The organism is Alteromonas sp. ABD4_190, from assembly GCF_056160105.1.
This window is the reverse complement of the sequence record NZ_JBSWWN010000001.1, coordinates 2,891,388-2,914,595: the sequence shown is the minus strand read 5'-3', so window position 1 is coordinate 2,914,595 and position 23,208 is coordinate 2,891,388. Positions and strand designations below refer to the sequence as shown.

General features: G+C 43.8%; 16 protein-coding genes. 11 read left to right on the top strand and 5 right to left on the bottom strand.

Going from position 1 to position 23,208, the window contains the following annotated elements:
- Nucleotides 1–1,326, top strand: coding sequence for a mechanosensitive ion channel family protein (locus tag ACXAFM_RS12800; RefSeq protein WP_474834781.1), 1,326 nt, complete (start codon nt 1–3; stop codon nt 1,324–1,326).
- 48 nt (nt 1,327–1,374) lie between these two features.
- Here the strand turns inward: ACXAFM_RS12800 and ACXAFM_RS12795 are convergent, their stop codons facing one another.
- Nucleotides 1,375–1,860 carry a hypothetical protein gene (locus tag ACXAFM_RS12795; RefSeq protein WP_474834779.1) on the bottom strand — a complete coding sequence of 162 codons (486 nt, stop codon included), beginning with the start codon at nt 1,858–1,860 and terminating at the stop codon, nt 1,375–1,377.
- 212 nt (nt 1,861–2,072) lie between these two features.
- The gene (katG, locus tag ACXAFM_RS12790) at nt 2,073–4,373 is read right to left on the bottom strand and encodes a catalase/peroxidase HPI (RefSeq protein ID WP_474835558.1); all 2,301 of its coding nucleotides are present in this window, start codon (nt 4,371–4,373) and stop codon (nt 2,073–2,075) included.
- Between the two features lie 509 nt (nt 4,374–4,882).
- Between katG and ACXAFM_RS12785 the strand changes: the two genes are divergently transcribed.
- Nucleotides 4,883–5,479, top strand: coding sequence for a porin family protein (locus tag ACXAFM_RS12785; RefSeq protein WP_474830025.1), 597 nt, complete (start codon nt 4,883–4,885; stop codon nt 5,477–5,479).
- Between the two features lie 79 nt (nt 5,480–5,558).
- Here the strand turns inward: ACXAFM_RS12785 and ACXAFM_RS12780 are convergent, their stop codons facing one another.
- The gene (locus ACXAFM_RS12780) at nt 5,559–7,301 is read right to left on the bottom strand and encodes a PAS domain S-box protein (RefSeq protein WP_474830023.1); all 1,743 of its coding nucleotides are present in this window, start codon (nt 7,299–7,301) and stop codon (nt 5,559–5,561) included.
- 261 nt (nt 7,302–7,562) lie between these two features.
- Here ACXAFM_RS12780 and ACXAFM_RS12775 point away from each other — a divergent pair, with 261 nt between their 5' ends.
- Together ACXAFM_RS12775 and ACXAFM_RS12770 are read left to right on the top strand one after the other, a co-directional pair.
- The gene (locus ACXAFM_RS12775) at nt 7,563–9,788 is read left to right on the top strand and encodes a VTT domain-containing protein (protein WP_474834777.1); all 2,226 of its coding nucleotides are present in this window, start codon (nt 7,563–7,565) and stop codon (nt 9,786–9,788) included.
- A complete protein-coding gene (locus ACXAFM_RS12770) occupies nt 9,776–10,483 on the top strand; it encodes an endonuclease/exonuclease/phosphatase family protein (RefSeq protein WP_474834775.1) in 708 nt (235 codons plus the stop codon). The genes ACXAFM_RS12775 and ACXAFM_RS12770 overlap by 13 nt, the downstream gene beginning before the upstream one ends.
- A gap of 44 nt (nt 10,484–10,527) precedes the next feature.
- On the opposite strand, the gene ACXAFM_RS12765 is transcribed toward ACXAFM_RS12770, so the two are convergent.
- The gene (locus ACXAFM_RS12765) at nt 10,528–11,508 is read right to left on the bottom strand and encodes a LysR family transcriptional regulator (protein WP_474834773.1); all 981 of its coding nucleotides are present in this window, start codon (nt 11,506–11,508) and stop codon (nt 10,528–10,530) included.
- A 398-nt stretch (nt 11,509–11,906) separates the two neighbouring features.
- Between ACXAFM_RS12765 and ACXAFM_RS12760 the strand changes: the two genes are divergently transcribed.
- The 6 genes from ACXAFM_RS12760 (at nt 11,907) to ACXAFM_RS12735 (ending at nt 19,146) form a co-directional block, all read left to right on the top strand.
- A complete protein-coding gene (locus ACXAFM_RS12760; RefSeq protein WP_474834771.1) occupies nt 11,907–14,501 on the top strand; it encodes a TonB-dependent receptor plug domain-containing protein in 2,595 nt (864 codons plus the stop codon).
- A 115-nt stretch (nt 14,502–14,616) separates the two neighbouring features.
- Entirely contained in the window at nt 14,617–15,438 is an 822-nt protein-coding gene (locus ACXAFM_RS12755) for a sulfite exporter TauE/SafE family protein (RefSeq protein WP_179984541.1), read from the top strand.
- Between the two features lie 19 nt (nt 15,439–15,457).
- Entirely contained in the window at nt 15,458–16,636 is a 1,179-nt protein-coding gene (locus tag ACXAFM_RS12750) for a pyridoxal phosphate-dependent aminotransferase (protein ID WP_474834769.1), read from the top strand.
- A 253-nt stretch (nt 16,637–16,889) separates the two neighbouring features.
- Nucleotides 16,890–17,255 carry a response regulator gene (locus ACXAFM_RS12745; protein WP_474804881.1) on the top strand — a complete coding sequence of 122 codons (366 nt, stop codon included), beginning with the start codon at nt 16,890–16,892 and terminating at the stop codon, nt 17,253–17,255.
- On the top strand, nt 17,252–17,836 hold the full coding sequence (locus ACXAFM_RS12740) for a chemotaxis protein CheX (protein WP_014999547.1): 585 nt from the start codon (nt 17,252–17,254) through the stop codon (nt 17,834–17,836). Before ACXAFM_RS12745 ends, ACXAFM_RS12740 begins: the two co-directional genes overlap by 4 nt.
- Nucleotides 17,836–19,146: a sensor histidine kinase gene (locus tag ACXAFM_RS12735; protein ID WP_474834767.1), complete on the top strand. Its 1,311-nt coding sequence runs from the start codon at nt 17,836–17,838 to the stop codon at nt 19,144–19,146. Before ACXAFM_RS12740 ends, ACXAFM_RS12735 begins: the two co-directional genes overlap by 1 nt.
- 67 nt (nt 19,147–19,213) lie before the next feature.
- Here the strand turns inward: ACXAFM_RS12735 and ACXAFM_RS12730 are convergent, their stop codons facing one another.
- Nucleotides 19,214–20,245 (bottom strand): MBL fold metallo-hydrolase, encoded by a 1,032-nt coding sequence (locus ACXAFM_RS12730; RefSeq protein WP_474834765.1) that lies wholly within the window; start codon nt 20,243–20,245, stop codon nt 19,214–19,216.
- A gap of 436 nt (nt 20,246–20,681) precedes the next feature.
- On the opposite strand from ACXAFM_RS12730, the gene ACXAFM_RS12725 reads away from it, so the two are divergent.
- A complete protein-coding gene (locus ACXAFM_RS12725; RefSeq protein ID WP_474830005.1) occupies nt 20,682–23,051 on the top strand; it encodes a DNA polymerase II in 2,370 nt (789 codons plus the stop codon).
- The last annotated feature ends 157 nt before the right edge of the window (nt 23,052–23,208 follow it).

Genomic DNA, 23,208 nt, shown 5'->3' with positions numbered 1-23,208 from the left:
ATGAATGTTGATAGTTTAGTCCAGCACTTTGAGGAAAAGTTGGCTTTAGTTAAAGCATCAGTGATGTCTGATAGCTTTATTATCCAGCTTACAATAATTGCAATTATTTATTGCGTAGCGTTTGTGCTTGCACGACAAGTAAAAAAGCCATTTAAGTTTACCCGAGAAAAGCCAAAGCAAGGCGCACATACTATGCACGGCTTTTTTTACAACCTCGGTGAGGCACTATTTCCGCTAATCACCATAAGCATGCTAAAGCTCACTACCGTTTTGGGTATGCAATTTCAGTTTGATGCATGGTTATTGGAAATAGCCGTTGTTGTAGCCCTCATGCTATTTGTTAATTCCTTGATTACTGGTTTTGTCGAAAACAACACCGTTGCAGCGTTTATGCGATGGGCGGGTTTACCTATCCTATTCTTACACTTAGTTGGCGTGCTTCCATTGATAACTTCAGCATTGGAGTCAATGGCAATATCAGTCGGCAATGTTGAAATTTCAGCGTATGGCGTAACAAGAGTGCTATTGTTTGGTGGCTTGCTGTTCTGGCTAGGCCGCAGCTCGAACGCCATCGGTCAAGATATTATTCGAAACCATAAGTCGCTCGACGTTTCTACCAAAGAAGTGTTCGCAAAGCTGTTTGAAGTTGCCCTGTTCTGTGTGGTGTTTCTTTTATTGCTTAACGTCATGGGAATTAACCTTACCGCACTAGCCGTGTTTGGTGGTGCAGTAGGTGTGGGTTTAGGCTTAGGTCTGCAGTCCATCGCATCAAACTTCATTTCGGGCATCATTATTCTATTGGATAAATCGTTGACCGTAGGCGATTACGTTGAATTAGAAGACGGGCAGAAAGGTATCGTCAGAGAATTTAAAATGCGCTATGCCGTGTTAGAAACTTATGACGGTAAAGATGTACTGGTGCCTAACGAAAAATTCATCAGCTCCTTGCTAATAAACTGGACACACAAAAACCAAAAACAACGTTACCGCATCGACTTTTCTGTCGCCTATAAAACTGATATCCGCGCGATGGTAGAGATTATTAAAGAGGCGGTATCGGAACACCCGCAGGTGATCAGTGGCGATGATGTTCCATTTGAAGAGCTGCCTGACTGTGAAATAGATAGCTTTGGCGACTCTGGCGTTAACATGTTCGTCGAGTTTTGGATGGAAGGGGTGGACGATGGTAAAAACCGCGTGGGTGGCGATCTGCTGCTTACTGTGTTTGAAACATTACGCGAGCACAACATTGAAATACCTTTCCCTCAACGTGAAGTAAGAGTTATCAACGAACAGGGAATTGGTATTCGAAATACTACGCCATAGCTTTACTCGCTCATGACATGAGCGCTTTCAGTTATACCTTCGCGCTGGCTAAAACCTAGCGCGAAGTGTATCCCATTGCCACTCTTGGGCAGACAGACCTAACGTCTGGACAAACTTTGCATAGCCTTCTTTGCCCATCGCTGACGCTACGGTTTTTAATTGAGACTTGGCTTTTATTGCTTTTACCTGCAGTAACTCCAATCGCTTATCTGCACTTGAATCGAAGTTTTCACTGATGATTGCATTAGCTTTATTGGTCGCTTCCCACGCTGTAATAACATAGCCCACCAGCTTTATGTAAACACCCACCATGCGCTTTCGCTCAAATATGCTCTCAAACAGTGAACCGGATAATGACTTTTGGAAACTGGCCTCTGTTTCTAAGGCAACAAATTGCTCGGCGCTCTTTAGCTCATTCAACACATTGTGTAAAAGCTTAATGTGGGCGTGCGTATTAAGTGCGTCGACGTGAAGTGCATTAATATCGTCGCTTAGCATTTCTAAATTGACCAACGTTCGTTGAAGACTAGCCATTGTGGTAATTGTCTGTAGAAGCGAAAAATAAAGATTCAGTGTATCGAAATAAAGGCGGGGTTGCGATGGTCTCGCGGCCGTTTTAATCACATTAAGAATTCATAGCACAACTTATAGAAATTAATTAAAAAGGGCGCCGGAGCGCCCTTTACTCTTTATGTCACATTGAGAATTAGTTGTTAAGCTAATTCACGATAGCAGTTCTACCGCATCTATTTACCCAAGCTGGCGTTTAAATCATGACGTAGATCGAAACGGTCTAGCGTCATCACTTTGGTCCATGCGTCGACAAAGTCTTCAACGAAACGTTTTTTGGCGTTGTCGTAGGCATAAACTTCAGCCACAGCACGTAGCTCACTGTTTGAACCAAAAACTAGATCAACAGGAGTACCTGTGTACATTACTTCACCCGTGCTTCTGTTTACCCCTTCGTATACAGATGGGTTATCGGTTTTTCTCCACTTAACGCCCATATCAAGTAGGGTTACGAAGAAATCGTTGTTAAGCGTGCCAACCTTGTCGGTAAATACGCCGTGGCTAGTGCCACCTGTGTTAGCTCCTAACGAACGTAAACCACCAAGTAGAACCGTCATCTCTGGAACCGTTAGGTTAAGCTGGTCAGCCTTATCTACCAACATATCTGTTGGTGAACGATAACTGGCTTCTGCATTATAGTAATTTCTAAATGCGTCAGCTGTTGGCTCTAGCAGTGAGAAAGAGTTCACGTCAGTCTGTTCTTGAGTTGCATCTGTACGACCTGGTACTACAGGTACGGTCACTTCAACACCAGCATCTGCCGCTGCTTTTTCAATGGCTGCCGCGCCGCCAATCACAATGAGGTCAGCAAGAGATACTTTCTTCTTAGAGAACATGCGCGAGTTATAGTCTTCCTGCAACTCTTTAAGTTTTGAAACAACAGCTTTTATCGTTTCAGGTTCGTTAGCTTCCCAGCTCATTTGTGGCTCTAGCGCGATACGTGCACCATTCGCACCACCGCGTAAATCAGATGCTCGGAAACTTGCTGCCGCTGCCCAGGCCGTTTTCACAAGCTGCTGAACAGTTAAGCCACTGTCTAAGATGTCAGCTTTAAGTTTCTTAACATCTTTATCAGAGATCGTTTTGTAATCAGCTTTAGGCACAGGATCTTGCCAGATGAAGTTTTCCTCTGGAATATCATTGCCCAAGTAGCGTGCTTTTGGCCCCATATCACGGTGAGTCAGCTTGAACCACGCTTTAGCAAACGCTGTTTGGTACTCTTTAGGATCTGCCAAGAAGCGCTCGGCAATTTTACGATACTCTGGGTCGTACTTAAGCGCCAAGTCAGCTGTGGTCATCACAGGAGGATTTTTCTTACCTTCTACGTGCGCATCTGGTACTGATTTATGAAGCGATTCATCGGTAGGTATCCACTGGATAGCGCCAGCAGGACTGCGAGTTTGCTTCCATTCAAAGCCTAGTAGGTTTTGAAGGTATAAACTTGTCCATTTAGTCGGTAGTTGTGTCCACGCACCTTCCAAACCGCTCGTTACTGTGTCTTCTGCATTGCCTTTACCACAGTTGTTTTTCCAACCAAGCCCCTGCTCTTCTAAGCCTGCGCCGCCAGGCTCAGCTTCTAAACAATCAGCAGGTTTGTGCGCACCATGCATTTTTCCGAATGTATGACCACCAGCAATTAGCGCTACGGTTTCCTCGTCATTCATCGCCATGCGGCCAAACGCCGTGCGAATATTTTTAGCTGAACCCATCGGATCGGGAACACCTTTCGGTCCTTCAGGATTAACGTATATCAAGCCCATGTGCGTAGCACCCAATGGACGCTGAAGTTTGCCACCGCGCTCCTCACGGTCACTAGCAAGCATTTCTACTTCAGGACCCCAATACACCATATCAGGTTCCCAATCGTCGGTACGACCACCTGCAAAACCATAGGTGTCAAAGCCCATATTTTCCATGCCTACGGTACCGGCGAGGATCATCAAGTCGCCCCAAGATAAACTTTCACCGTACTTTTGCTTAATTGGCCAAAGTAGGCGACGGGCTTTGTCTAGGTTGCCATTGTCCGGCCAGCTGTTTAATGGGTCAAAACGCATTTGGCCGCCATCACCGCCACCGCGACCATCTAATGTACGGTAGGTACCGGCGCTGTGCCATGAAAGACGAATAAAGAAAGGACCGTAGTTACCAAAGTCAGCAGGCCACCAGTCTTGAGATGTTGTAAGCAGTTCGTTTACGTCTTTTTTCACTTCATCGAGATCAAGTTTTGCAAACGCTTTGGCGTAACTAAAATTTTCACCAAGTGGATTTGAACGGTTGTCATGATCTCGAAGCGGTGACAGATCAAGTTGATCGGGCCACCAAAACTGGTTTGTTTTCGCTTGGAACGCTTTAGACATGCCCGTGCCTTTAGCACCAGCGGGTTTACTGATTTGGTCGTTGGCTATGGCACCTGTCGCTCCCAACGAAAGCGCAACTAGCGCTGACAGCGTGGTCTTTCTGAACCTATTTAATGTCATGGTCTTTTCCCATCTGAGTTTGTTGTCGTTAATCATTGAGGGTTACCTGTAAACCACTCACTCATTAACATTTTGTTTACCTCATAAGCATTAAAAAGATAGACATACTTACTCTACATTTACAGTTGATAAAATGAATTCAACTGATTAGAAAATCCAATCAAATAAAAAGCATCATAAATTCAGACAGTTATATTAAAACAACAATATAAAAAAATGGTTGAACCAAGAAAAGCTTGTGATCCTTGCCAACCTATTAAACACCTGTGAATCTCTTTCAATGGTTATGAAAATTTTTCGCTTTTAATTTTTAAAAAATAGGTTCCCCTTCCAAAAGCGATTAATAAACAAACAGATACGTAGTGCATTATGTAAAGTTTGCTCTCAATTGAAACTAAATTTGAAATTTCTACCATGGCACAGCAATTGATACTCAAAGTGTGTAATCAAGACGCATTAGCTTCATAAAAGAAGTCGATGGAATGTTAAGAAGTAATGAGGATGAACTTATGAAAAACACACTTAAAACACTTACTGGAATTGCCGCGGTTGCCTCTTTAAGCGCCATGACATCTTTCGGTGCCCATGCTCAATCAAATCAAATTGAAGCAAAAGACAGTGGTTTCTATGTAGGTGGTAATTACGGTTATCTACGTGTTGAAGGTGAAGATGACTTTGACGACGACAAAGACGTTTGGCAAGGTCTCGTGGGCTATAAGTTTAACGAGTGGATTGCGATTGAAGGCGGGTACATCGATTTTGGTGACTACGGCAACGACATCGCAGGGGCTGAAACCGACGGCTACACTGCAGCCATTAAAGGCATTCTACCACTAACCGAGCGTTTCTCGCTGTACGCGAAAGCAGGCCAACTTTGGTCAGAGACAGAATACAACTTTGCAGGTATTTCACGTGATAACGACGACGAGAGCCTTTTCGTAGGTGCAGGTCTGAGCTATGCCGTTACCAGCAACTTCCTAGTAAACGCTGAATACACGGTATATGACACGGAGCTAGATGCAGATGAAGCATTTGATGATATCGACGACACTGACTTTGAAACTGATCTTAAACAAGCAAGCATCGGTGTAGAGTACCGCTTTTAATTGAACACGATGCAACCGTTTTGAATTTTAAACGGATAATTTATGAAAGCCTTCGTAGCTTAACGAAGGCTTTTTTGTGTTAACCATCTATACGCTGAATAAGTTGGGCTAACTCTTCTATTTTTGATACCGTTGTTTTAACAAGGTTATCAATTTCATTTGACGATGATTGTGAGTTACCTGCTAGTGTCCTTACTTCATCAGCAACGACAGCGAACCCTCGCCCCATTTCTCCCGCTCTGGCCGCTTCAATGGCAGCGTTCAGCGCTAATAAATTAGTCTGTTCTGAAATTGAGTTAATTGTGCCAACAATGTTACTAATAGTTTGACTGGTCACTAAGAGTTCTTTCATGGCATCTTGTGTATCATTCACCGCTTGCTTTCTCGACGTAACGTTGACAGCAAAGAATACATACCGCGTTACTTGCCCATTGAAGTTTTTGAGTGCACTTATTCGAGCGTCAAACGCCAAGTAATTATCCCCAATATCAAACTCAGCAATTTTTGAAACGAACCCAGATTTCTCTAATGTTGATTTATCCTCTGTAGTGAGACTTCCCATAACTTCGCTAGCAAATGTTTCCGTACTCATCACGCCATTTAACGTTTCACGAAGTAGTTTGTTAGCCTCAATGATTTTTCCATTAGGCTCCATTTCAAGCAGCACTAGTGCACTGCCGATGGCCTTCAACTTGTTAGTAAAATCGAGTGCCATTTGCTTAACACGGGTAATATCAGCCTGAACTGCGATAAAGTTAACTAAGTTGCCATCTTTGAAAACAGGGTTTATTGAAAGTGAAGTCCAATAGGGAGAACCATCTTTGCGGTAGTTGAGGATTTCGTCATAAAACGCTTCGCAGTTTTTGATTTTCTGTCGGATAACACTAACGGTCCGCTGATCCGTCTCTTCGCCTTGTAAGAATGAGCCCGGCTTTTTACCTTTAACTTCTTCAAGCTGCCAGCCCGTTAGCCGGTAAAATCCATTATTCACATATTCTATTAATCCGTTGGCGTCGGAGATAATCACCGCGTTATCCGTTTCGTTAGCAACAAGAGAAAGCATTCTCTGCATCTCTCGCTGTTCGACCTCTTCGGTAACATCTTTTATAAAGGCCGTATAAAGCGTTCTATCTGCGAGTCTTACTTTCGATAGCGAGAGCCTTCCCCACAAGCTTTTTCCGTCTTTTCTCTCGACTTTTACTTCGCGGCTCGTGCCGACAATCTTATCTTGACCCGTTTCTCTATTGGCGTTCACATAATTATCGTGGTTTGCCTGAATCTCTTGGGGAACAAGCATCTTCACATTTTGTCCGATAACTTCGTCTCGCGCGTACCCCCACAATTTTTCAGCAGATGCATTGAACAAGGTGATATTGTTGTTCTCATCTATACACACCACCGCATCAAGTGCTTGCTCTAGGGTTTGCTCAACAATTTCTCTAGATTCACGCTCTTCTGTAACATCACGAACAAACGCCGTGTAATGCTTTTTGCCTTGTACAATAACTTGTGACAAGGCCAGCTGCACCCAGATACGCTCACCGTTTTTTGTTTCTAGTTCAACCTCGCGAGAGCTTCCAACAATCTTATTAATATTAGTTTGTCTGTGTGAATTAACATAGCTATCGTGATTGGCTTTATGCTCTTGAGGCACCAATATTTTTATATTTTTTCCCAATACCTCGCTAGGCGTGTAACCCCATAACTTTTGAGCAGCGCTGTTATAAAACGTGATGTTATTTTTCTCATCAATTGTCACGACAGCAAGTATCGACTGCTCTAGTGCCTGCTTCGATGCATCTTCTTTGGAAAAAAACCTCATTAATCCTATCCTTTTGTATAGCCCTAAAGCTATATAGAAGATATTCAAACCTTTTTCCAGTTCTGAGCATTAATCTCGCCTTGATGTGAAAAAATTACACAGAATTAACTGAAACTCGCCTTCAAAAGAATTGATAAAAGCCAAATAAACAAATCAAATCAGATACTTAACACTCCAGCACCCACGGGTTAATAAGGTATGAATTCTGCAGTAACTCATAGATAAATAGATATGTAGATCGATAAAAATAGGTAATGAACCATGCAATCAGGTAAGAGTGTTTTTCAACCAGGTCAAAACTGTTGGGTAGAGAGCAAAGCGCGGTTTTCCACGCCTCTAGTAGATTGCGGGAACTATTACAAAGCCCTACACAGCTCGATAGTCAAAGCGAAGCACAGTATTTTTATTGTGGGTTGGGATATTGATAGTCGAATCCGCTTGTTACGAGGTGACGATGAAGCCTCTAGCGAAGCGCCTAGTGTTATTAGCGACTTGCTTAAATGGAAAGCTGAGCAAAACCCCAATATTAAAATTTACCTATTGCGATGGGACTCGTCGTTAGCCTTTTTTGCGCAACGTGAGATGTGGGCTAAAGAAGTATGGGAAGAGAAAACGCCAGATAATGTTCAAACAGAGCTCGACGATACTATTCCCATGGGCGGAAGCCAGCATCAAAAAATCGTGGTTGTTGACGACGAACTTGTTTTTTCAGGCGGCATGGATGTGTCGACCAATCGTTGGGATACCCGAGACCACCCCGTGGTTTCTGAAGAAAGAGATGGTCCTGACGGTGAGTATGGCCCGTTACACGATGTACAAATGGTTTCGAGCGGTCCCGTCGTTGCCGATTTTGCGCAGCTTGTTAGATGGAGGTGGCAGCGCGTGGCTGATGAATCTCCTATCGACATGCGTGAAGAGGCACGTATTGACGAAGATGCACCGCTGCCGGACGCATGGCCTGAAGACTTCCCCCCTCTTTTTGAAAACGTAGAGTGCGCCCTTGCCCGCACCATCCCGTTTATGGATGAAGTAGAGCCGGCGCAAGAAGTTCGCCATATGCTGCTTGACCTTATAGGTGAGGCTGAATCGGTCATTTATATCGAAAACCAATTCACGACCCGTCAAGAAATCGCTGAAGCGCTTAATAAGCAACTTAAATTAAAGCCAAATCTTTCCGTTGTTATTGTTAGTTCTTACGAACCCAAAGGTAAGTTTGAATGTGAGGCTTTTTGGGCTAGCCGTATTGAGTTCAAAGCGATTTTGGAAAAAGGCATAGACCCCAAACGAGTAAAACTGACCTACTCTTCAATAGAAGACATGCAGGGGCGAAAAGCGTACAAACGCATTCACTCTAAGGTTATGACCATTGATAACAAGTACCTTGTTATTGGGTCTTCAAACTTAAGTAACCGTTCAATGACCCTCGACACTGAAATTGATACGGTTTTGTTCGGCAATAGCAAAGACAACCAAGCATGTATAGAGCAAGTGAGAAACGACCTACTTGCTGAGCATACAGGTCGTGATATAGATGTAATGCCGGAGATATTTAACAGCCAATATCCTGTTGAAGCATTGATGCAGGGTCAGATCGCACACGGCTATGTGCTTACCGAAGTTCGTGATGAGGTATTCACAGAACATTCGGTGAAAAATGTATTTCGCGCTTTATCAGACCCGGAAGAACCACTTATTTCAGTACCCACACTTGACGGTGACGCGCTACCCGCGCGTAACCCTAAGCGCCGCAGCATAATGATTTTAATTGGAGTTGCTATCATTGCGGTACTTGGCGGGTTGATGTTTTGGGCTAGCCAATCAATCCCATGGTTAAGCTCAGACAGTATCAATGCCTTTTTGGAGAAAAGCAGGGGCACTTATTTTGCTCTTCCCACAGTTTTGCTCGTCTATGTAGTTGGCGGCGTCCTATTCTTCCCGGTTACTGTACTTTCTCTGGCTGTAGCCGCTATTTTCGGTCCTATATGGGGGCCTATTTACGGCATGATGGGCGCACTAATGAGCTCAGCGATTATGTTTGGTGTTGGAAAGCTATCGGGTAATGCCGGCCTTCGAAAAATAGGTGGACCAAAGGTTGCAGCCGTTGATGAAAAATTGAAACGCAGTGGCATAGTTGGCGTAGCGGCAATTCGCATGTTGCCTATTGCCCCCTTCAGTCTGGTGAATTTAGTTGCGGGCATTTCATCTATTGGCATTTTACAGTTTTTAGTCGGTACATTTTTGGGCATGTTTCCGCCTATGATTGCTAAAGGCCTTGTTGGCGACTCGATTGCTCAAATTTGGCAGAATCCATCTGTTAAAACTATTAGCTACCTAGTGGGAGGCATTATTTTATGGGGCTTAATGATTTGGGGGTCGCAAAAATTTGCGCGCTATTACCAAGCACGAAAAGAGGCCAAAGAGGCCAATACTGATACGGAAGAAGACAGTAACAGTAGTAAGGATGAGGCTGAAAAATGTGCCGCATAATAACCTATAATATCCATAGTGGAGTTGGCAGGGATAAGAAGCATGACTACAAACGTATTGGACAGTTTCTTGCAAACAGCGGTGCTGACGTAGTTTTGCTTCAAGAGATGGATACGCGCCCGCCTGAACGAGATACAGCGCAGGATGTAAAAGACATCTGCGCTGGTAATACGTTTAAATTGATTCCCTCCCCTGCAATTAGAGAATCTGATGGGTGGTATGGTAATGCAATTTTAACCCGTTTTAATGTATTGGAACACGACACCATAGACGTGAGTCAAATAGGTCGACAGCCAAGAAACGTTCAGATTGTTGAATTAAAGACTGAGAAAACGCCTCTGACGGTGGTGAATACTCACAAAGGGCTCAAGAAGTTTGAGCGTCGTTCGCAGTTTTCTCTGCTCCACGAACATTTGTCGCGGCGTTTAAAAGAAAAACAAACCCCGCTATTTCTAGCGGGTGATTTTAATGAATGGCAGTTTTTTTCAAAGGCCTTTAAGGCATTAAATGATTTGCTATTGCAACAGAAAATTGGCGCCACGTTTCCTAGCAACTTTCCCATATTCTCCCTCGATCGCGTTTGGGTGACTGAAGATATTAAAGTAAGGTCGTGCAGGAAAATTAAGAACGAAAAAACTAAGGTGTTATCCGATCATTTACCCGTATTGGTAGATATCGTTCTACCTGAAGCGTAAGCGAAAATGCTATTTTCAATAAATGAAAACTCTGATTTGCTCGATTACGCTGATTTCGCTACAAAGGATGATGCTGCAAATTCTAAGGTACCGCACCAATGTTTGAGTGCATTCTCCTTAGCTACCACTTTTCGAATAATATCGATAATTTGCTGAAATTCGTGCGTAGCTTTTCTCTGTTTGTTTGTAGCAGCTAGCACAGTGCGATGCATTTCAGGGTGGGTAATTTTTAGCGTAGAAACCAGCCCTGATTCTCTTAAGTGAAAAATAGCCGAAGTGGGCAATATCATTACCCCTTCCCCTTGCATTACTTGCCTTAGCCCTGTCATCAACTGCCCAGAATATGCAAGATCATGTTTAAGGCTCACTCCGGTAGCTTTCTCGTAATCAGCAATAAGCTGACCAAGCGCATCTTTATTTCCGGGCGATAATAGAGGTAGTTCACTTATTTCCCAGAATTTTATCATTGATTTATCTTTAAGCTTGGCGTACTCGGGATAAGCTGAGGAACCAGTAAAAACGAGATGTAGCTCTTCTTGAATAAGAGGGGTCACGCTCATAAATTTAGGTTCTATCGCCTGCTGGTAAGTTAAAGCAATATCTACCTGTTTTGATTCGAGCCAATCGTTGATGGTGTATGAAGGCCCAGTGCTGATCTCTACTTTCAACGCTTTATGGTTACTCGTTATTTCAGTTAATAACGGCAGGGAAAGTACGTTGCCAATTGACGGAAGCATTCCTATTTTTATTACTTTTTGCTGTTCTCCCTGAAATGCTTGCAACGCTGATTTCACGTTGTCAATCTCCCCCATTATTTTCTCTGCGTGTTTGTAAAATACTTCTCCAGCGGGCGTTAAGCTTATACCCGAAAAACTTCGTTCTAGCAGCGTTGCTTTGACTTCTCGCTCCAAGCTTGCAAGTTGCTGACTAATAGCAGGCTGAGCAATATCTAAGGCTCTTGCCGCTGCAGCAATACTGCCTCGCTGTACTGTGGTTATAAAGTAATGTAGCTGTTTAGAGTGCACTTAACCCCCTTTTGGAAGGCAATAGAGAATAGCCTGGCGTAACTGCATTTGAAGTCAGCAAGGTATATGCCATTCCAATAGGTTATATGAAGCGAAAATGTAAATAAAAGCGCTCACTGATGGGTTAAAAAAATCTCACATTAGATGCTACTTAAGTCTAATATCAAGAAAACCGTAAGTTTCCAGAGGGGTCAATGTTTTTCTTATACCCCTGAATATTCTTCTTTCTTCCACCAGCGGCAAAGAGTTTTTAGCCTAGTCCCTGTACACGAGTTACACAATAACAATTACAAGATGTATATGCATCAATGTGGTGCTCGTGCGTGCCTAGAAAGAGTGCAGATCCAATTAATCCGCATTCATAAATTAAGTAGCAATAAGCACGATTGGGAACACTAATGAATCAAAAGAAACTCCACACTGCAGTACGTTACGCACTTACCGGATTAACCCTTTTCACAACCTCAATGCTCGTACAGGCGCAAGAAGCCAGCGAGGAAACTACAGAAGCTAAAGATTTAGAGCGTATAGCCGTTGTAGGCGCTCGTGGTGCGCCGCGCTCAATTACAAGTTCGCCCGTTCCCGTTGATGTGTTAACCGCAGAAGACGTTGAAGCCGTTGCGTTTACCGACATGAACAACGTTCTGATGACCCTTGTACCTTCCTACTCTGTTGGCAGACAGCCTATTTCAGACGGCGGCACCTTTATTCGTCCAGCTACGCTTCGAGGCATGCCCACAGACAAAACCTTGGTTTTGGTGAACTCTAAACGCCGTCACAGAGCTGCTCTTGTTTCAATCGGTGGCTCTGGTACCCAAGGCCCAGATATCGCAACCATTCCTACAGCAGCAATACAAAGTGTTGAGGTATTGCGAGACGGTGCGGCAGCCCAGTATGGCTCGGATGCCATCGCGGGGGTAATTAACTTCCAACTTAAAAACAATACTGAGGGCGGCTCTTTCACCATCGATTACGGTAGCTACTATGAAGGTGATGGCGACCAGATTACCGTTACAGGAAACAAAGGTTTCGCCCTTGGTGACGATGGCTTTTTCAGCATTTCAGCTGAATATTCAGATAGTGAAGCGACCTATAGAGGCGAACAATATTGTGAACCATGGTTTTGCGTAGACGAGCAATCTGCCGAGTATATCGCTGATGCTACCGCTATGGCCAACAGTGTGCATGGTTCTGACGTAGTACAACCTTGGGGGCAACCTAATACCAGCGGTAAACGCGTCTTTTTCAACGCGGGGTACGCACTAAGCGCTGAAGCTGAGCTTTACGCTTTTGGTAACTATTCTGAAAGTGAAGGCGACGGGTCTTTTTACTATCGCTATCCAGGCAACGGGACTATTGAAGATATCCGCCTTGAAGACGGTTCTATTTGGAACCCTACAGAGTTTTTCCCTGGAGGTTTCACACCGCGTTTCTTTGGTGATGTCACTGATTATTCAATGGTGGGTGGCATAAAAGGCATGTCTGGCGACCTTACCTACGATATCAGTGGACGTTATGGTAACAACGAAATTTCTTACACGCTAGCAAATACCATTAACCCTTCTCTGGGCAATGAGTCGCCTACGTCATTTGAGCCAGGCGACCTAACTAACGAAGAAACTCAAATCCAAGCTGACTTTACCTACGACCTAAGTGAGTACGTACTCGCTTTTGGCGCTAGCTACCTAGATGAGTCTTATGAAATATCTGAAGGAGAGGAAAGCTCTTATTTTGCAGGCCCTTACGCTACCTCTGACCCGTATGGTTTCTGTGACGGAGCTACCGCTACCGCCGAAGGGCTAGCTGTTATCGCAAACGGCTCGACATTAAATTGTGCTGACCCAGATGATGCTGTTTATACAGTCGTTGGCGTTGGCTCTAACGGATTCCCAGGTTACTCACCTGACTATTCAGGTTCATACGAACGCGACTCTTATGCAGTTTACACAGATATTTCGGGAGACATTACTGACGAGCTATTTGCCCAAGCAGCATTGCGCTATGAGGACTATTCAGACTTTGGCTCTGAGGTAGTTTACAAAGTCGCGGCGTTCTATCAATTAAATGATGATGTAGGCTTTAGATCTTCATTTGGTACAGGCTTCAGAGCGCCAACCCCAGGTCAGCAGGGTACAACTAACGTATCGACTCGCTTACCTGATGGTTTCCCTGTAGCTACGGGCTTATTCCCTGCTGGCGGCGAAGTTGCGCAGGCACTTGGTGCAGAAGAGCTTTCACCTGAAAAGTCGACCAACTTTACATTAGGTATGACGGCTAACTATGGTGATTTAACCCTTACCGTAGATTACTACAATATCAAATTAGAGGACCGCCTTTACTCTGTATCCACACGTGATGTCTCAACAACGGTGGTCACCGACCCAGATGCTGATGGTTATGATGCTTACCAGAATTACTTAGCCCTTGCTGGAGCAAACGTGTCGGGCGCTGAGTCAATCGGTGGTGTTTTCTTCTTCCAAAACGCATTCGATACAGTAACAGAAGGCTTGGATGTTGTAGCTACCTACAAAATGGAATCCAAGTATGGCTCAACCGTTTTAACCGGCTCGGTTAACTATAATAAAACTGAATTTGACTCTGACCCCAGCGAATATCTGGATGCAGAAGATCAGTTCGATTTTGAAAATAGCCGACCTGAAATGCGCGGTGTGTTCTCAGTCACACATAGTTATGACGTATGGTCTGCGGTAGCTCGACTTAGCTATTTCGGCGAATACGAAAACGCGGGTAGCGATGATGGTGTGGACCCAACAAGTATTCAAACCTTCGGTGACGAATTTATGTTTGATATCGAAGGCTCTTACCTAATTAGCGAAAACCTTACTCTTTCAGTAGGTGTTAGAAATCTATTTGATAACTACCCAGACCTGAGCACTAACGGTGACGCTTGTTGTGGCGAGCTGTATGACTCTGGATCGATAGTCGACTGGCAGGGTGGATACTATTACACACGCCTAGCTGCTCGTTTCTAACCGGGTGAAAAAACACCGGCGCAAGCCGGTGTTTACGTATTTAAATAACTGTATATAAGTAAAACTTAAAAGGTCATTCAATGTTTAAAGCTGTATTGTGTGGGGTGGAAAGCTGATGGAAATAGAACTACTGTGGTTTGTAGTTACCTTGTGTATAACCGGTGCCATTGCTGGTATTACCGCAGGTCTATTCGGCAATGGTGGAGGCTTTGTTGTTGTTCCTGCCCTACTCGCTGTTTTTCCTTTCTTTACTCCCCCTTCTGAATCACTAGTGAAAGTTGCAATAGGCACATCATTGGCATCAATTGTCGTATCTAGCGCGCGTTCTGTTATGGCGCATCGAGCCAAAGGTGCCGTAGATTTTGACATCCTTAAGTCTTGGAGTATTTGGCTTATCCTTGGTGTTGGCGGAGGCTTATTAATAGCGAATAACTCTAGTGCGAATGGCTTAACAGTAGTATTCGCTGCAGGTGTACTGCTTTACTCTGTATATTTTCTTTTCCCTGAATTTGTCGTACGTCCCGGCCTTGTTTTCGATATGCCTAAGGGCATAGGCAAAGCAGTATTAGCATTTGTATTGGGCGGCTTCTCTGCGTTACTTGGTATAGGAGGCGGCACGCCAACCGTCATAACAATGGTGATGTGCCAACGTACTATTCAGCAAGCTGTTGCTACCGCTGCCGGCGTAGGCTTCCTGATAGGTCTTCCTGGCGCCATCGGCTTTCTATTTATGAAGCATCCAGACACGGCATCTCTTCCTGTTGGCACTATTGGCTACATCAACATTCCAGCGCTCATCGCTATCAGCATAGGCGCAATTTTTACTGCACCTATCGGAGCGAAGATGGCGCATAACTTTAGTGAAAAAAAGCTAAAGCGATTGTTTGGCATTTATCTCGTCATTGTTTCAAGCGCAATGTTCTATAAAGCCATTTAAAATAAAAAGGAGAATATCTGTGAGTTATAACCGTTCAAGACGTTTGTTTTTAGGTGGCTCGGTAGCAGCATCAGCCGTAGGTGCAACAGGTTTTAGTAACTTAGTTAGCGCTCAATCTACAAGTGCTGCAATGACTGAAGCTGCATCAGTCATTTATGGCCCGAAACCTGGTGTAGCGAAACTAAACGCTAACGAAAACCCATTTGGCCCTAGCCCCAAAGCGTTGGACGCCATTGCTCAAGCCTCTGCTCAAGGCGGTGCATATTACGCTTATCCCGCAGCTATGACCCTGTTAGATATGATTGCCGAGCGTCACGGCATAACGCGTAAGAATATTTCCCTAAGCGCAGGGTCTAGCCCTATCCTTTCCTACGCTGCCGTGGCTGCCAGTAAGAATGGGAAAATTCTTGGACCGGATCTTTTTTGGGACACCACGTCAAAAGCACCAGAGAAACAAGGTGCGCCTGAAATAGTAAGAATTGCTAATACAGCAGATCTCGACATTGACCTTGACGCCATGTATGCCGCTATTGATGACTCTATCGGTATGGTACATATCTGTAACCCTAATAATCCCACGGGCAAAGTGCTTGACCCAGATAAGCTTCGCGAGTTTTGTATCAAAGCCTCTAAAAAGACACTTGTTTTAGTGGATGAGGCCTATAACGAACTTATCGATGAGCCACCAAAACACTCAATGATTCCACTTGTGAAAGCAGGCCACAATGTCATCGTAGCAAGAACCTTTTCAAAGATTTATGGCTTAGCAGGTATGCGCGTAGGTTATCTGATAGCTTCTGAGGAAAACACCGAGTGGATTAACCGCTACGGTATGGGCGGCTACACATTGAACCAAGCAGGCCTTGCCGCTGCTATCGCCAGCTACAATGACGATGCCTTTTTAACGTTTTCTAAAGAAAAAATTTATGAAGGTAAATCTATGGTTATGGACGCCGTTAAGGCTAACGGTTTGACAGCCCTCCCCTCTAGTACTAATTTTATTTTTGTTAATCTTGGTGATGGCAATGCCGAGTATTTTAGACAAGCTATGGCTGAAAAAGACGTACTTATCCGAGGCATTTATCGTACTTATAATAATTGGTCTCGAGTGAGCATGGGTAAAATAGCTGACGTCAAACGTTATGTTGATGCCATGCCAGCCGCGTTAGAAAAAATGCAAGCAATACAAAAAGGCTAAATACATAGGGCATGTATTTGTATCAGTACATGCCCCCTTTCGTTTCTTACCTTATTCGTTTCCCGCACATTATCAATTCAACTAAAAGTCTAATACGCACAAAAGTCACCTTTGTCATATACTCTAAACTATTAATAAGCAGGCAGAGCATGACTACAACAATAATTTTTAAAGGTATTGTTGCAGTAACGCAAAAGTTGCACATACTTTACTAAAAAGGCATCACTTCACATGCCGCTCAAGGAGGCTGTAAATGTCACTTTCTGTACTAGTTGCTGATGACTCCAAGTTGTCGAGGCGCAGTGTTATACGCTCCCTCCCCCAAGACTTGGAGTACGACATAACCGAGGCAACAAACGGGCAAGAGGCGATTAATGCACTTTCTGAGAGCGATTTTGCACTCGTTCTCTTAGACCTTACCATGCCAGAAGTGGATGGCGTCGGCGTGCTGGAGTTTTTACATGCAAGATCCAATATGCCAAACGTAATTGTGATAAGCGCTGATTTTCAGCCTGAAAAACAAAAAATTGTGATGTCTTTAGGCGCAAAGCGTTTTCTTCGCAAACCTTTAGATAAAGAAGAATTGGCCATGGCACTGTTTGAGCTGGGGTATCTATGAGTATCGTACTACCACTGGATGAAGAGCAAAGAGATGCCCTTCAAGAACTGCTAAATATTTCGATGGGGCAAGCCGCGAACTCGCTCGCTCAACTTATTGAAACGAAAATCGACATTTCTATACCTAAAATTTCAGCCGTTACGCCCACTCAGCTCTACAGCCTCTTATTTGAAACCGAAGATGCCTTTTATACCCGTCAGTCTTTCTTAGGCGATGTGCACGGTGAAGTCATGTCCGTGCTGTCACAAGCAGGTTTGAGTGAAGTTGCTACTTTGATGGATTACGACGAACCGTTAAGTAAGGAAGATATTCAAGAAATCATTTTGGAGCTTTGCAATATCTTAGCTGGCGCATGTTTAGCGGGTCTTTCCGATCAATTAGAACTCACTACCAACTTAAATATGCCAACATTGTTTTTACCCGACAAAGCAAACTTCGATGAGCTCCAGTGGCAGCATAGCTTGGTAATGGAAGTTCAGTTTGTTATTGCAATTTCCTCTTTTAGCATGCGTGTTGTATTTTGTTTAGACGATGAGTCTCTTGCTCGCATGAAAGACACATTGGATGAGTTACTCGCATAATGTTTGAACAACTGGTAGGTAAGTTACCTGTCGGAATTGGTGTGGTCGATGAAAGCTTTAACGTAGTTTATCTGAACGACTTTTTTTTAGACAGACTCCCCCACAAAATGCGCGAGTGTTATAAAGACACGCCCGTGGTTGAATTGTTTCAAGGGCAAGGTAAGTTCCTCAAGCGAAGACTAAAATCAGTATTTGTATTGCAGCATCCAAGCTTTAGCTATTGGGAGCAAAGGCCTCATATATTTCCATTTAAAAGCTCTCGGCCTATAACGGGCGAAGAAACGCAGATGTACCAAAATATGGAAATTTTGCCCATTAAAGATAAAAAAACCGGGCAACGTTTGGCCTGCATATTTCTGCAAGATGTAACCGCCCAAGCAAGTTATTTCAGAGCCCAACAAAAACTTTCCGAAGCTCTAAAAAAAGAACACGAGGCGCAGCGAAAGCTCATTCGCAAACTCGATACTGCCCAAAGCCAGCTAATCCAAGCCGAAAAGATGGCCTCTACGGGGCAACTTGCAGCAGGTATAGCTCATGAAATTAACAATCCAATTGGCTTTGTAAATGCTAACCTCAATACACTAGGCCAATACGCTTCTCACCTTCTTGCAATATGCGACGGTATTAAAGGCCAACTTGAACACTTCACCGACGAGCTAAGAGAACAAATCGATGCCTTGTATGAATCGAATCACTATGACCTACTGAAAGACGATATCACCGAGCTAATTGCAGAGTCTACTGAAGGGCTTACACGGGTAAAAGACATTGTTGAGAACCTTAAAAACTTCTCATTAGAAACTGCCGAAGGGATGCAAACAGTAGATATATGCGCCATATGTAATCAGCTCATCACGCTCATTTCCGCTCAATACAGCGCCCCCCAATATAAAATTGAATGTGAGCAAGAAAAGGTGGAGGTTATGGGAAATCCAGGGCCCTTGAAACAAGCCCTGATGAACATAGTGATAAACGCTGCGCAAGCGATAGATGATAAAGGCTTCATAAAACTCACCGTCATTGATGCCCCTGATTCAGTAACAATTAAAATACTGGACTCAGGCTGTGGCATTCCAACAAAACACTTAAAACGCGTGTTCGAACCTTTTTTTACCACCAAACCTGAAGGTCAAGGTCAAGGGTTGGGCCTTTCTGTGGCTTACACCGCCATAGAACAACACCAGGGTAAAATATCCATTAGCAGTAAAGAAGCAAAAGGAACTGTTGTAGAAATTACTATACCTAAAGCCCCAGCAGCGCCACCGCCGTCAAGCGAGGAAAGTGAAACGGAAGACTCTCAGACAGTTTAGATACTCATTGTTATGCAATGATAAAAATACCTATCAACACCTTGAGTCATTAAGTTATTAATCCTCTTTAGCCTGCAAGTTTACTCGCTTCGCACACCTTAAATATATACACACCGTCCTCATTTAGTGTACGGGAAATATCCCCTTCATTTATTAAGTAATTAAGGTGAGACAAGCACTCTGCCACAGCGAACACCATGTTACGGCTTGAAAGCTTGCGCTTAAACATAACGGGTAACAGCTCGACTACCGTTTGAGGTTTCTCACAAGCGTTTAACAAGGCTTTAAGGTGCTCGTGGTGATGTGCAATGAGCGAGCCTACACGCTCGTGAAGACCAATAAAGGGAAGTTTGTGTGCGGGTAACACGGTTGTATTTTTCGGCAAGCTTTTAAACTGGGGCAAGGTGTTCAGGTAGTCAGCTAATGTGTTGGCGTCAGGCTCTGTTGAATAGGCGCCGATATTGGGTGTGATAACAGGTAGAATGTGATCGCCAGAGATAAGAATATTTTTCTTTTCATTGTAAAGGCAAGCGTGTTCAGGAGAATGGCCGCGCCCAATCATAATCACCCATTCATTATCGCCAAGCGATAATGTCATGCCATGCTTTAAACGGGTATAGCTTATGGGAAGTGGCGACACAACACTGCTGTAACCGTTACCACCACCAGAGGTCAGCTTTGTAATCATTGTTTCATCAAGCCCTGCCCGTTGGTAATACTGTACATCTCTTGCGTTAGTGGCCCCGTTTCTGCCTGCTGCGAAGGCTCGCGCAGTGAAATACTCGGTTTGGGTCATATAAAAAGGTACGTTATATGTATCAGCTATCCAACCTGCTAAGCCCACGTGATCAGGATGTAAATGCGTAACAATGACACCTACAATTGGTGCATCTAATTGTTCAAATATACGCTTCCAGAGCGATTTTGTAGTAGATGTTCCAATGCCAGTATCAATCACAACCCAGCCGCCTTCACCGCGGATCAAATACAAATTTATGTGGTCAAGTTCAAACGGAAGGGGCATAGTCAACCAAAGTACGTCATCGGTCACTTCTATTAGCTCGCCCGGCTCTACCTGCTTGTCAAATAGATACTCCATATCGCCCTCACCTTTTCTAGCCTGCATCTTTTAAAATTCACTGAGTCGTTCCACTGTTTCCAATGGCTGCTAAAGTAGCGTAGGTACGACCGCCTTTTTTGATAAAACCGTAAGTCGATAATGCTAGTGTGTAAACGCAGCATAATCTTATTGGTCTGATACCTTCGTTTTCATGCAAGATAATTAGTACAAGTCTCGTTCTAACTCGCTCTGCTAATAAAAACAAACATATCTGTCGAATAGAGATCTATAGGAGTCGATGATAACAAACGGTATACTGTGGTTGTTGATGTTGATAGCCCACGTCTTTTGTACCTTTTGCGCTTTGTACTGAATGCGTAAAATAATGGTTATAAGAATTCAAGGCGCGTCCACGCACTTAGGGCTTTCCTAATAAATTGGCACCTTTAAAGAAGCGGTTAATAAAAACAAATTCATGCCAGCCTCAGTAATACAGCAAGGGTTTATACTCAACAAAAGTACGTTTACTCAGCGAGGTAAAGTATATGTTGAACTGTGGGTTAAAACCGCCAATAACACCGCTAGATTAATATCGTCACCTCAAAAGCCCACTTGCTTTGTGTCACTTGAACAATGTGCTGCATTGCGCGACATTGCTGCTCGTATGCCAGTTAAGATTATAATTTCAGAAGATGGTTTTCACACGCTGGAACAAGTTCCTGTGGCTACGGTCAAGACCGCCACCGAATCGCATATGCACCAGCTTCGTCAACGCGCGCAAGAGCAAAGTATTGTATTATATGAAGCCGATATTCGCGTGGCCGATCGCTATCTAATGGAGCGCTTTGTATATGGCGCAGTGGAATTCGTTACCCCACAAGTTGTCGATGATACGTCACAACTTGTTATAGAAAATGCGCAGATCAGGCCCTGCCATTTCAGAACTACTTTTACGTCATTAAGTATAGATATTGAGTGTAATGAACACGAAGAGCTGTTCAGCATTGCACTGGCAGGCGAAGGAAAAAGTGTAGTGCTGCTTGTTTGTCCACCGAGTTTTATTGGTCAGACATTACAGGAGCAAGAAGACAGTCCATACACACTTGTTACGGTCGAGTCTGAAAAAGAACTGCTAGAAGCTTTTTTTTCACACCTTACCTCCCACGACCCAGACATTATTTTGGGTTGGAACGTTAAGCAGTTTGATATGGCTGTGCTGGGCCGCCGTGCTAAGGCAAATTCGCTCAAGTATGCTATTGGCCGTCATGGCCGAGAGGCTTCAATAAGACAGTGGGAAGACCAAACACTTGTTGATGTACCTGGCCGATGCGTGATTGATGGTATTGAAGCACTTAAAACCATGACCTATCAGTTTGAGTCCTTCTCTCTTGACCATGTTTCCGAAGAACTGCTTGGTGAAAATAAGCTTATTCAAGCTGCCGACAAACTTGAAGCGATAAAACATCTTTATCATAGCGACCCTGTTGCACTCGCTAACTATAACTTTAAAGACACGGAACTGGTCAACCGCATTCAGGATAAAACTCAATTTATCGACTTTCTGGCGCTGCGCAGTATTCTTACCGGCTTAGATATGAGCCGCCCGGGAGGCTCGGTAGCGGCGTTTTTAAACGTTTATTTACCTAAGCTACATCGCAAGTCTTATGTCGCCGGAGTAAGACCTGAAAATGGCGGTTTAGCTAGTCCTGGCGGTTATGTCATGCGCTCCCAACCTGGCCTGTACAAAGATGTTTTAGTACTCGACTTTAAAAGCCTATACCCTTCTATAATTCGAACGTTCAAAATAGACCCGTTAGGGCTTGCAGAAGGACTTAAGTCTCCTAATACGGCGATAGAGGGGTTTAAAGGCGCAGTATTTAGCCGTAACTCACATTTTCTACCTTCAATTATCGAAAACCTATGGCTGCAGCGCGACGAAGCCAAAAAACAAAAAGACGCACCACGTTCGCAAGCGATTAAGATATTAATGAACTCCTTTTACGGAGTACTTGGTAGCGGAGGCTGCCCTTTCTACGATCCTCGTCTTGCAAGTTCAATTACATTGCGGGGGCATGAGATTATGCAAACCACCGCGAGTTGGATTGAAGAACTGGGCTATACGGTTATTTACGGTGATACCGATTCAACCTTTGTGCATGTTGAAGGAATTACTGCACTGGGTACACCTTCTGAAACAGGTCGTGAGCTTGCCAAAATTGTTAACCAGAAGTGGACTGAGTTACTTAAGCGTCAGTTCGACATTGATTGCCATTTAGAGATTGAGTTCGAATCTCACTTTTCTACCTTCTTTATGCCAACAATTCGTGGCTCTTCTGAAGGGAGTAAAAAGCGCTACGCAGGGATGAAAGACGGTGAGCTTATCTTTAAAGGCCTAGAGAACGTGCGTTCGGATTGGACAGTGCTTGCTAAAGTGTTTCAATACGAGCTATACAAAAGAGTCTTTAACAATGAACCTGTAAAACAGTACATCAATAAAACGCTAAACGCAGTAAAGGCGGGAAAAATGGATGACGAGTTGGTGTATAAAAAGCGACTCAGAAAACCACTTTCTTCGTATGTTAAATCTCTTCCCCCACACGTAAAAGCGGCAAGAAGGGCCGACAAGTTATTTGAAGAACAGGGCCTACCACTTCGCTACCAATCTAATACATCCATAGCCTATGTCATTACCGTTCAAGGGCCGCAAACAGTAGAAACAATCTCTGCGCCGCTTGACTATGACCACTATATAGAGAAACAGATAAAGCCTATTGCAGATAGTATATTGCCAATGATATCCCTTAGTTTTGAGCGCATAGCTAACGCTCAGCTTTCCCTATTTTAATTATGTTTATCTGTATGAAGATCTTTCAGGCTTCGTGACAAGTTAACAAAAGCATTACACTTTGAATCTGTTTTTATCTTTAGCTATTATCTTCATTTTCAATAACTTAGCTCGTTGGCACGACAAGTGAATAAGATATTTGTGAGTAGCTAAATAG

Excerpts from the sequence above, each read along its gene's own strand:
- ACXAFM_RS12800 (WP_474834781.1), top strand. The coding sequence starts at position 1 with ATGAATGTTGATAGTTTAGTCCAGCACTTTGAGGAAAAGTTGGCTTTA.
- ACXAFM_RS12795 (WP_474834779.1), bottom strand. The coding sequence starts at position 1,860 with ATGGCTAGTCTTCAACGAACGTTGGTCAATTTAGAAATGCTAAGCGAC.
- katG (WP_474835558.1), bottom strand. The coding sequence starts at position 4,373 with ATGACATTAAATAGGTTCAGAAAGACCACGCTGTCAGCGCTAGTTGCG.
- ACXAFM_RS12785 (WP_474830025.1), top strand. The coding sequence starts at position 4,883 with ATGAAAAACACACTTAAAACACTTACTGGAATTGCCGCGGTTGCCTCT.
- ACXAFM_RS12780 (WP_474830023.1), bottom strand. The coding sequence starts at position 7,301 with ATGAGGTTTTTTTCCAAAGAAGATGCATCGAAGCAGGCACTAGAGCAG.
- ACXAFM_RS12775 (WP_474834777.1), top strand. The coding sequence starts at position 7,563 with ATGCAATCAGGTAAGAGTGTTTTTCAACCAGGTCAAAACTGTTGGGTA.
- ACXAFM_RS12770 (WP_474834775.1), top strand. The coding sequence starts at position 9,776 with ATGTGCCGCATAATAACCTATAATATCCATAGTGGAGTTGGCAGGGAT.
- ACXAFM_RS12760 (WP_474834771.1), top strand. The coding sequence starts at position 11,907 with ATGAATCAAAAGAAACTCCACACTGCAGTACGTTACGCACTTACCGGA.
- ACXAFM_RS12755 (WP_179984541.1), top strand. The coding sequence starts at position 14,617 with ATGGAAATAGAACTACTGTGGTTTGTAGTTACCTTGTGTATAACCGGT.
- ACXAFM_RS12745 (WP_474804881.1), top strand. The coding sequence starts at position 16,890 with ATGTCACTTTCTGTACTAGTTGCTGATGACTCCAAGTTGTCGAGGCGC.
- ACXAFM_RS12740 (WP_014999547.1), top strand. The coding sequence starts at position 17,252 with ATGAGTATCGTACTACCACTGGATGAAGAGCAAAGAGATGCCCTTCAA.
- ACXAFM_RS12735 (WP_474834767.1), top strand. The coding sequence starts at position 17,836 with ATGTTTGAACAACTGGTAGGTAAGTTACCTGTCGGAATTGGTGTGGTC.
- ACXAFM_RS12730 (WP_474834765.1), bottom strand. The coding sequence starts at position 20,245 with ATGGAGTATCTATTTGACAAGCAGGTAGAGCCGGGCGAGCTAATAGAA.
- ACXAFM_RS12725 (WP_474830005.1), top strand. The coding sequence starts at position 20,682 with ATGCCAGCCTCAGTAATACAGCAAGGGTTTATACTCAACAAAAGTACG.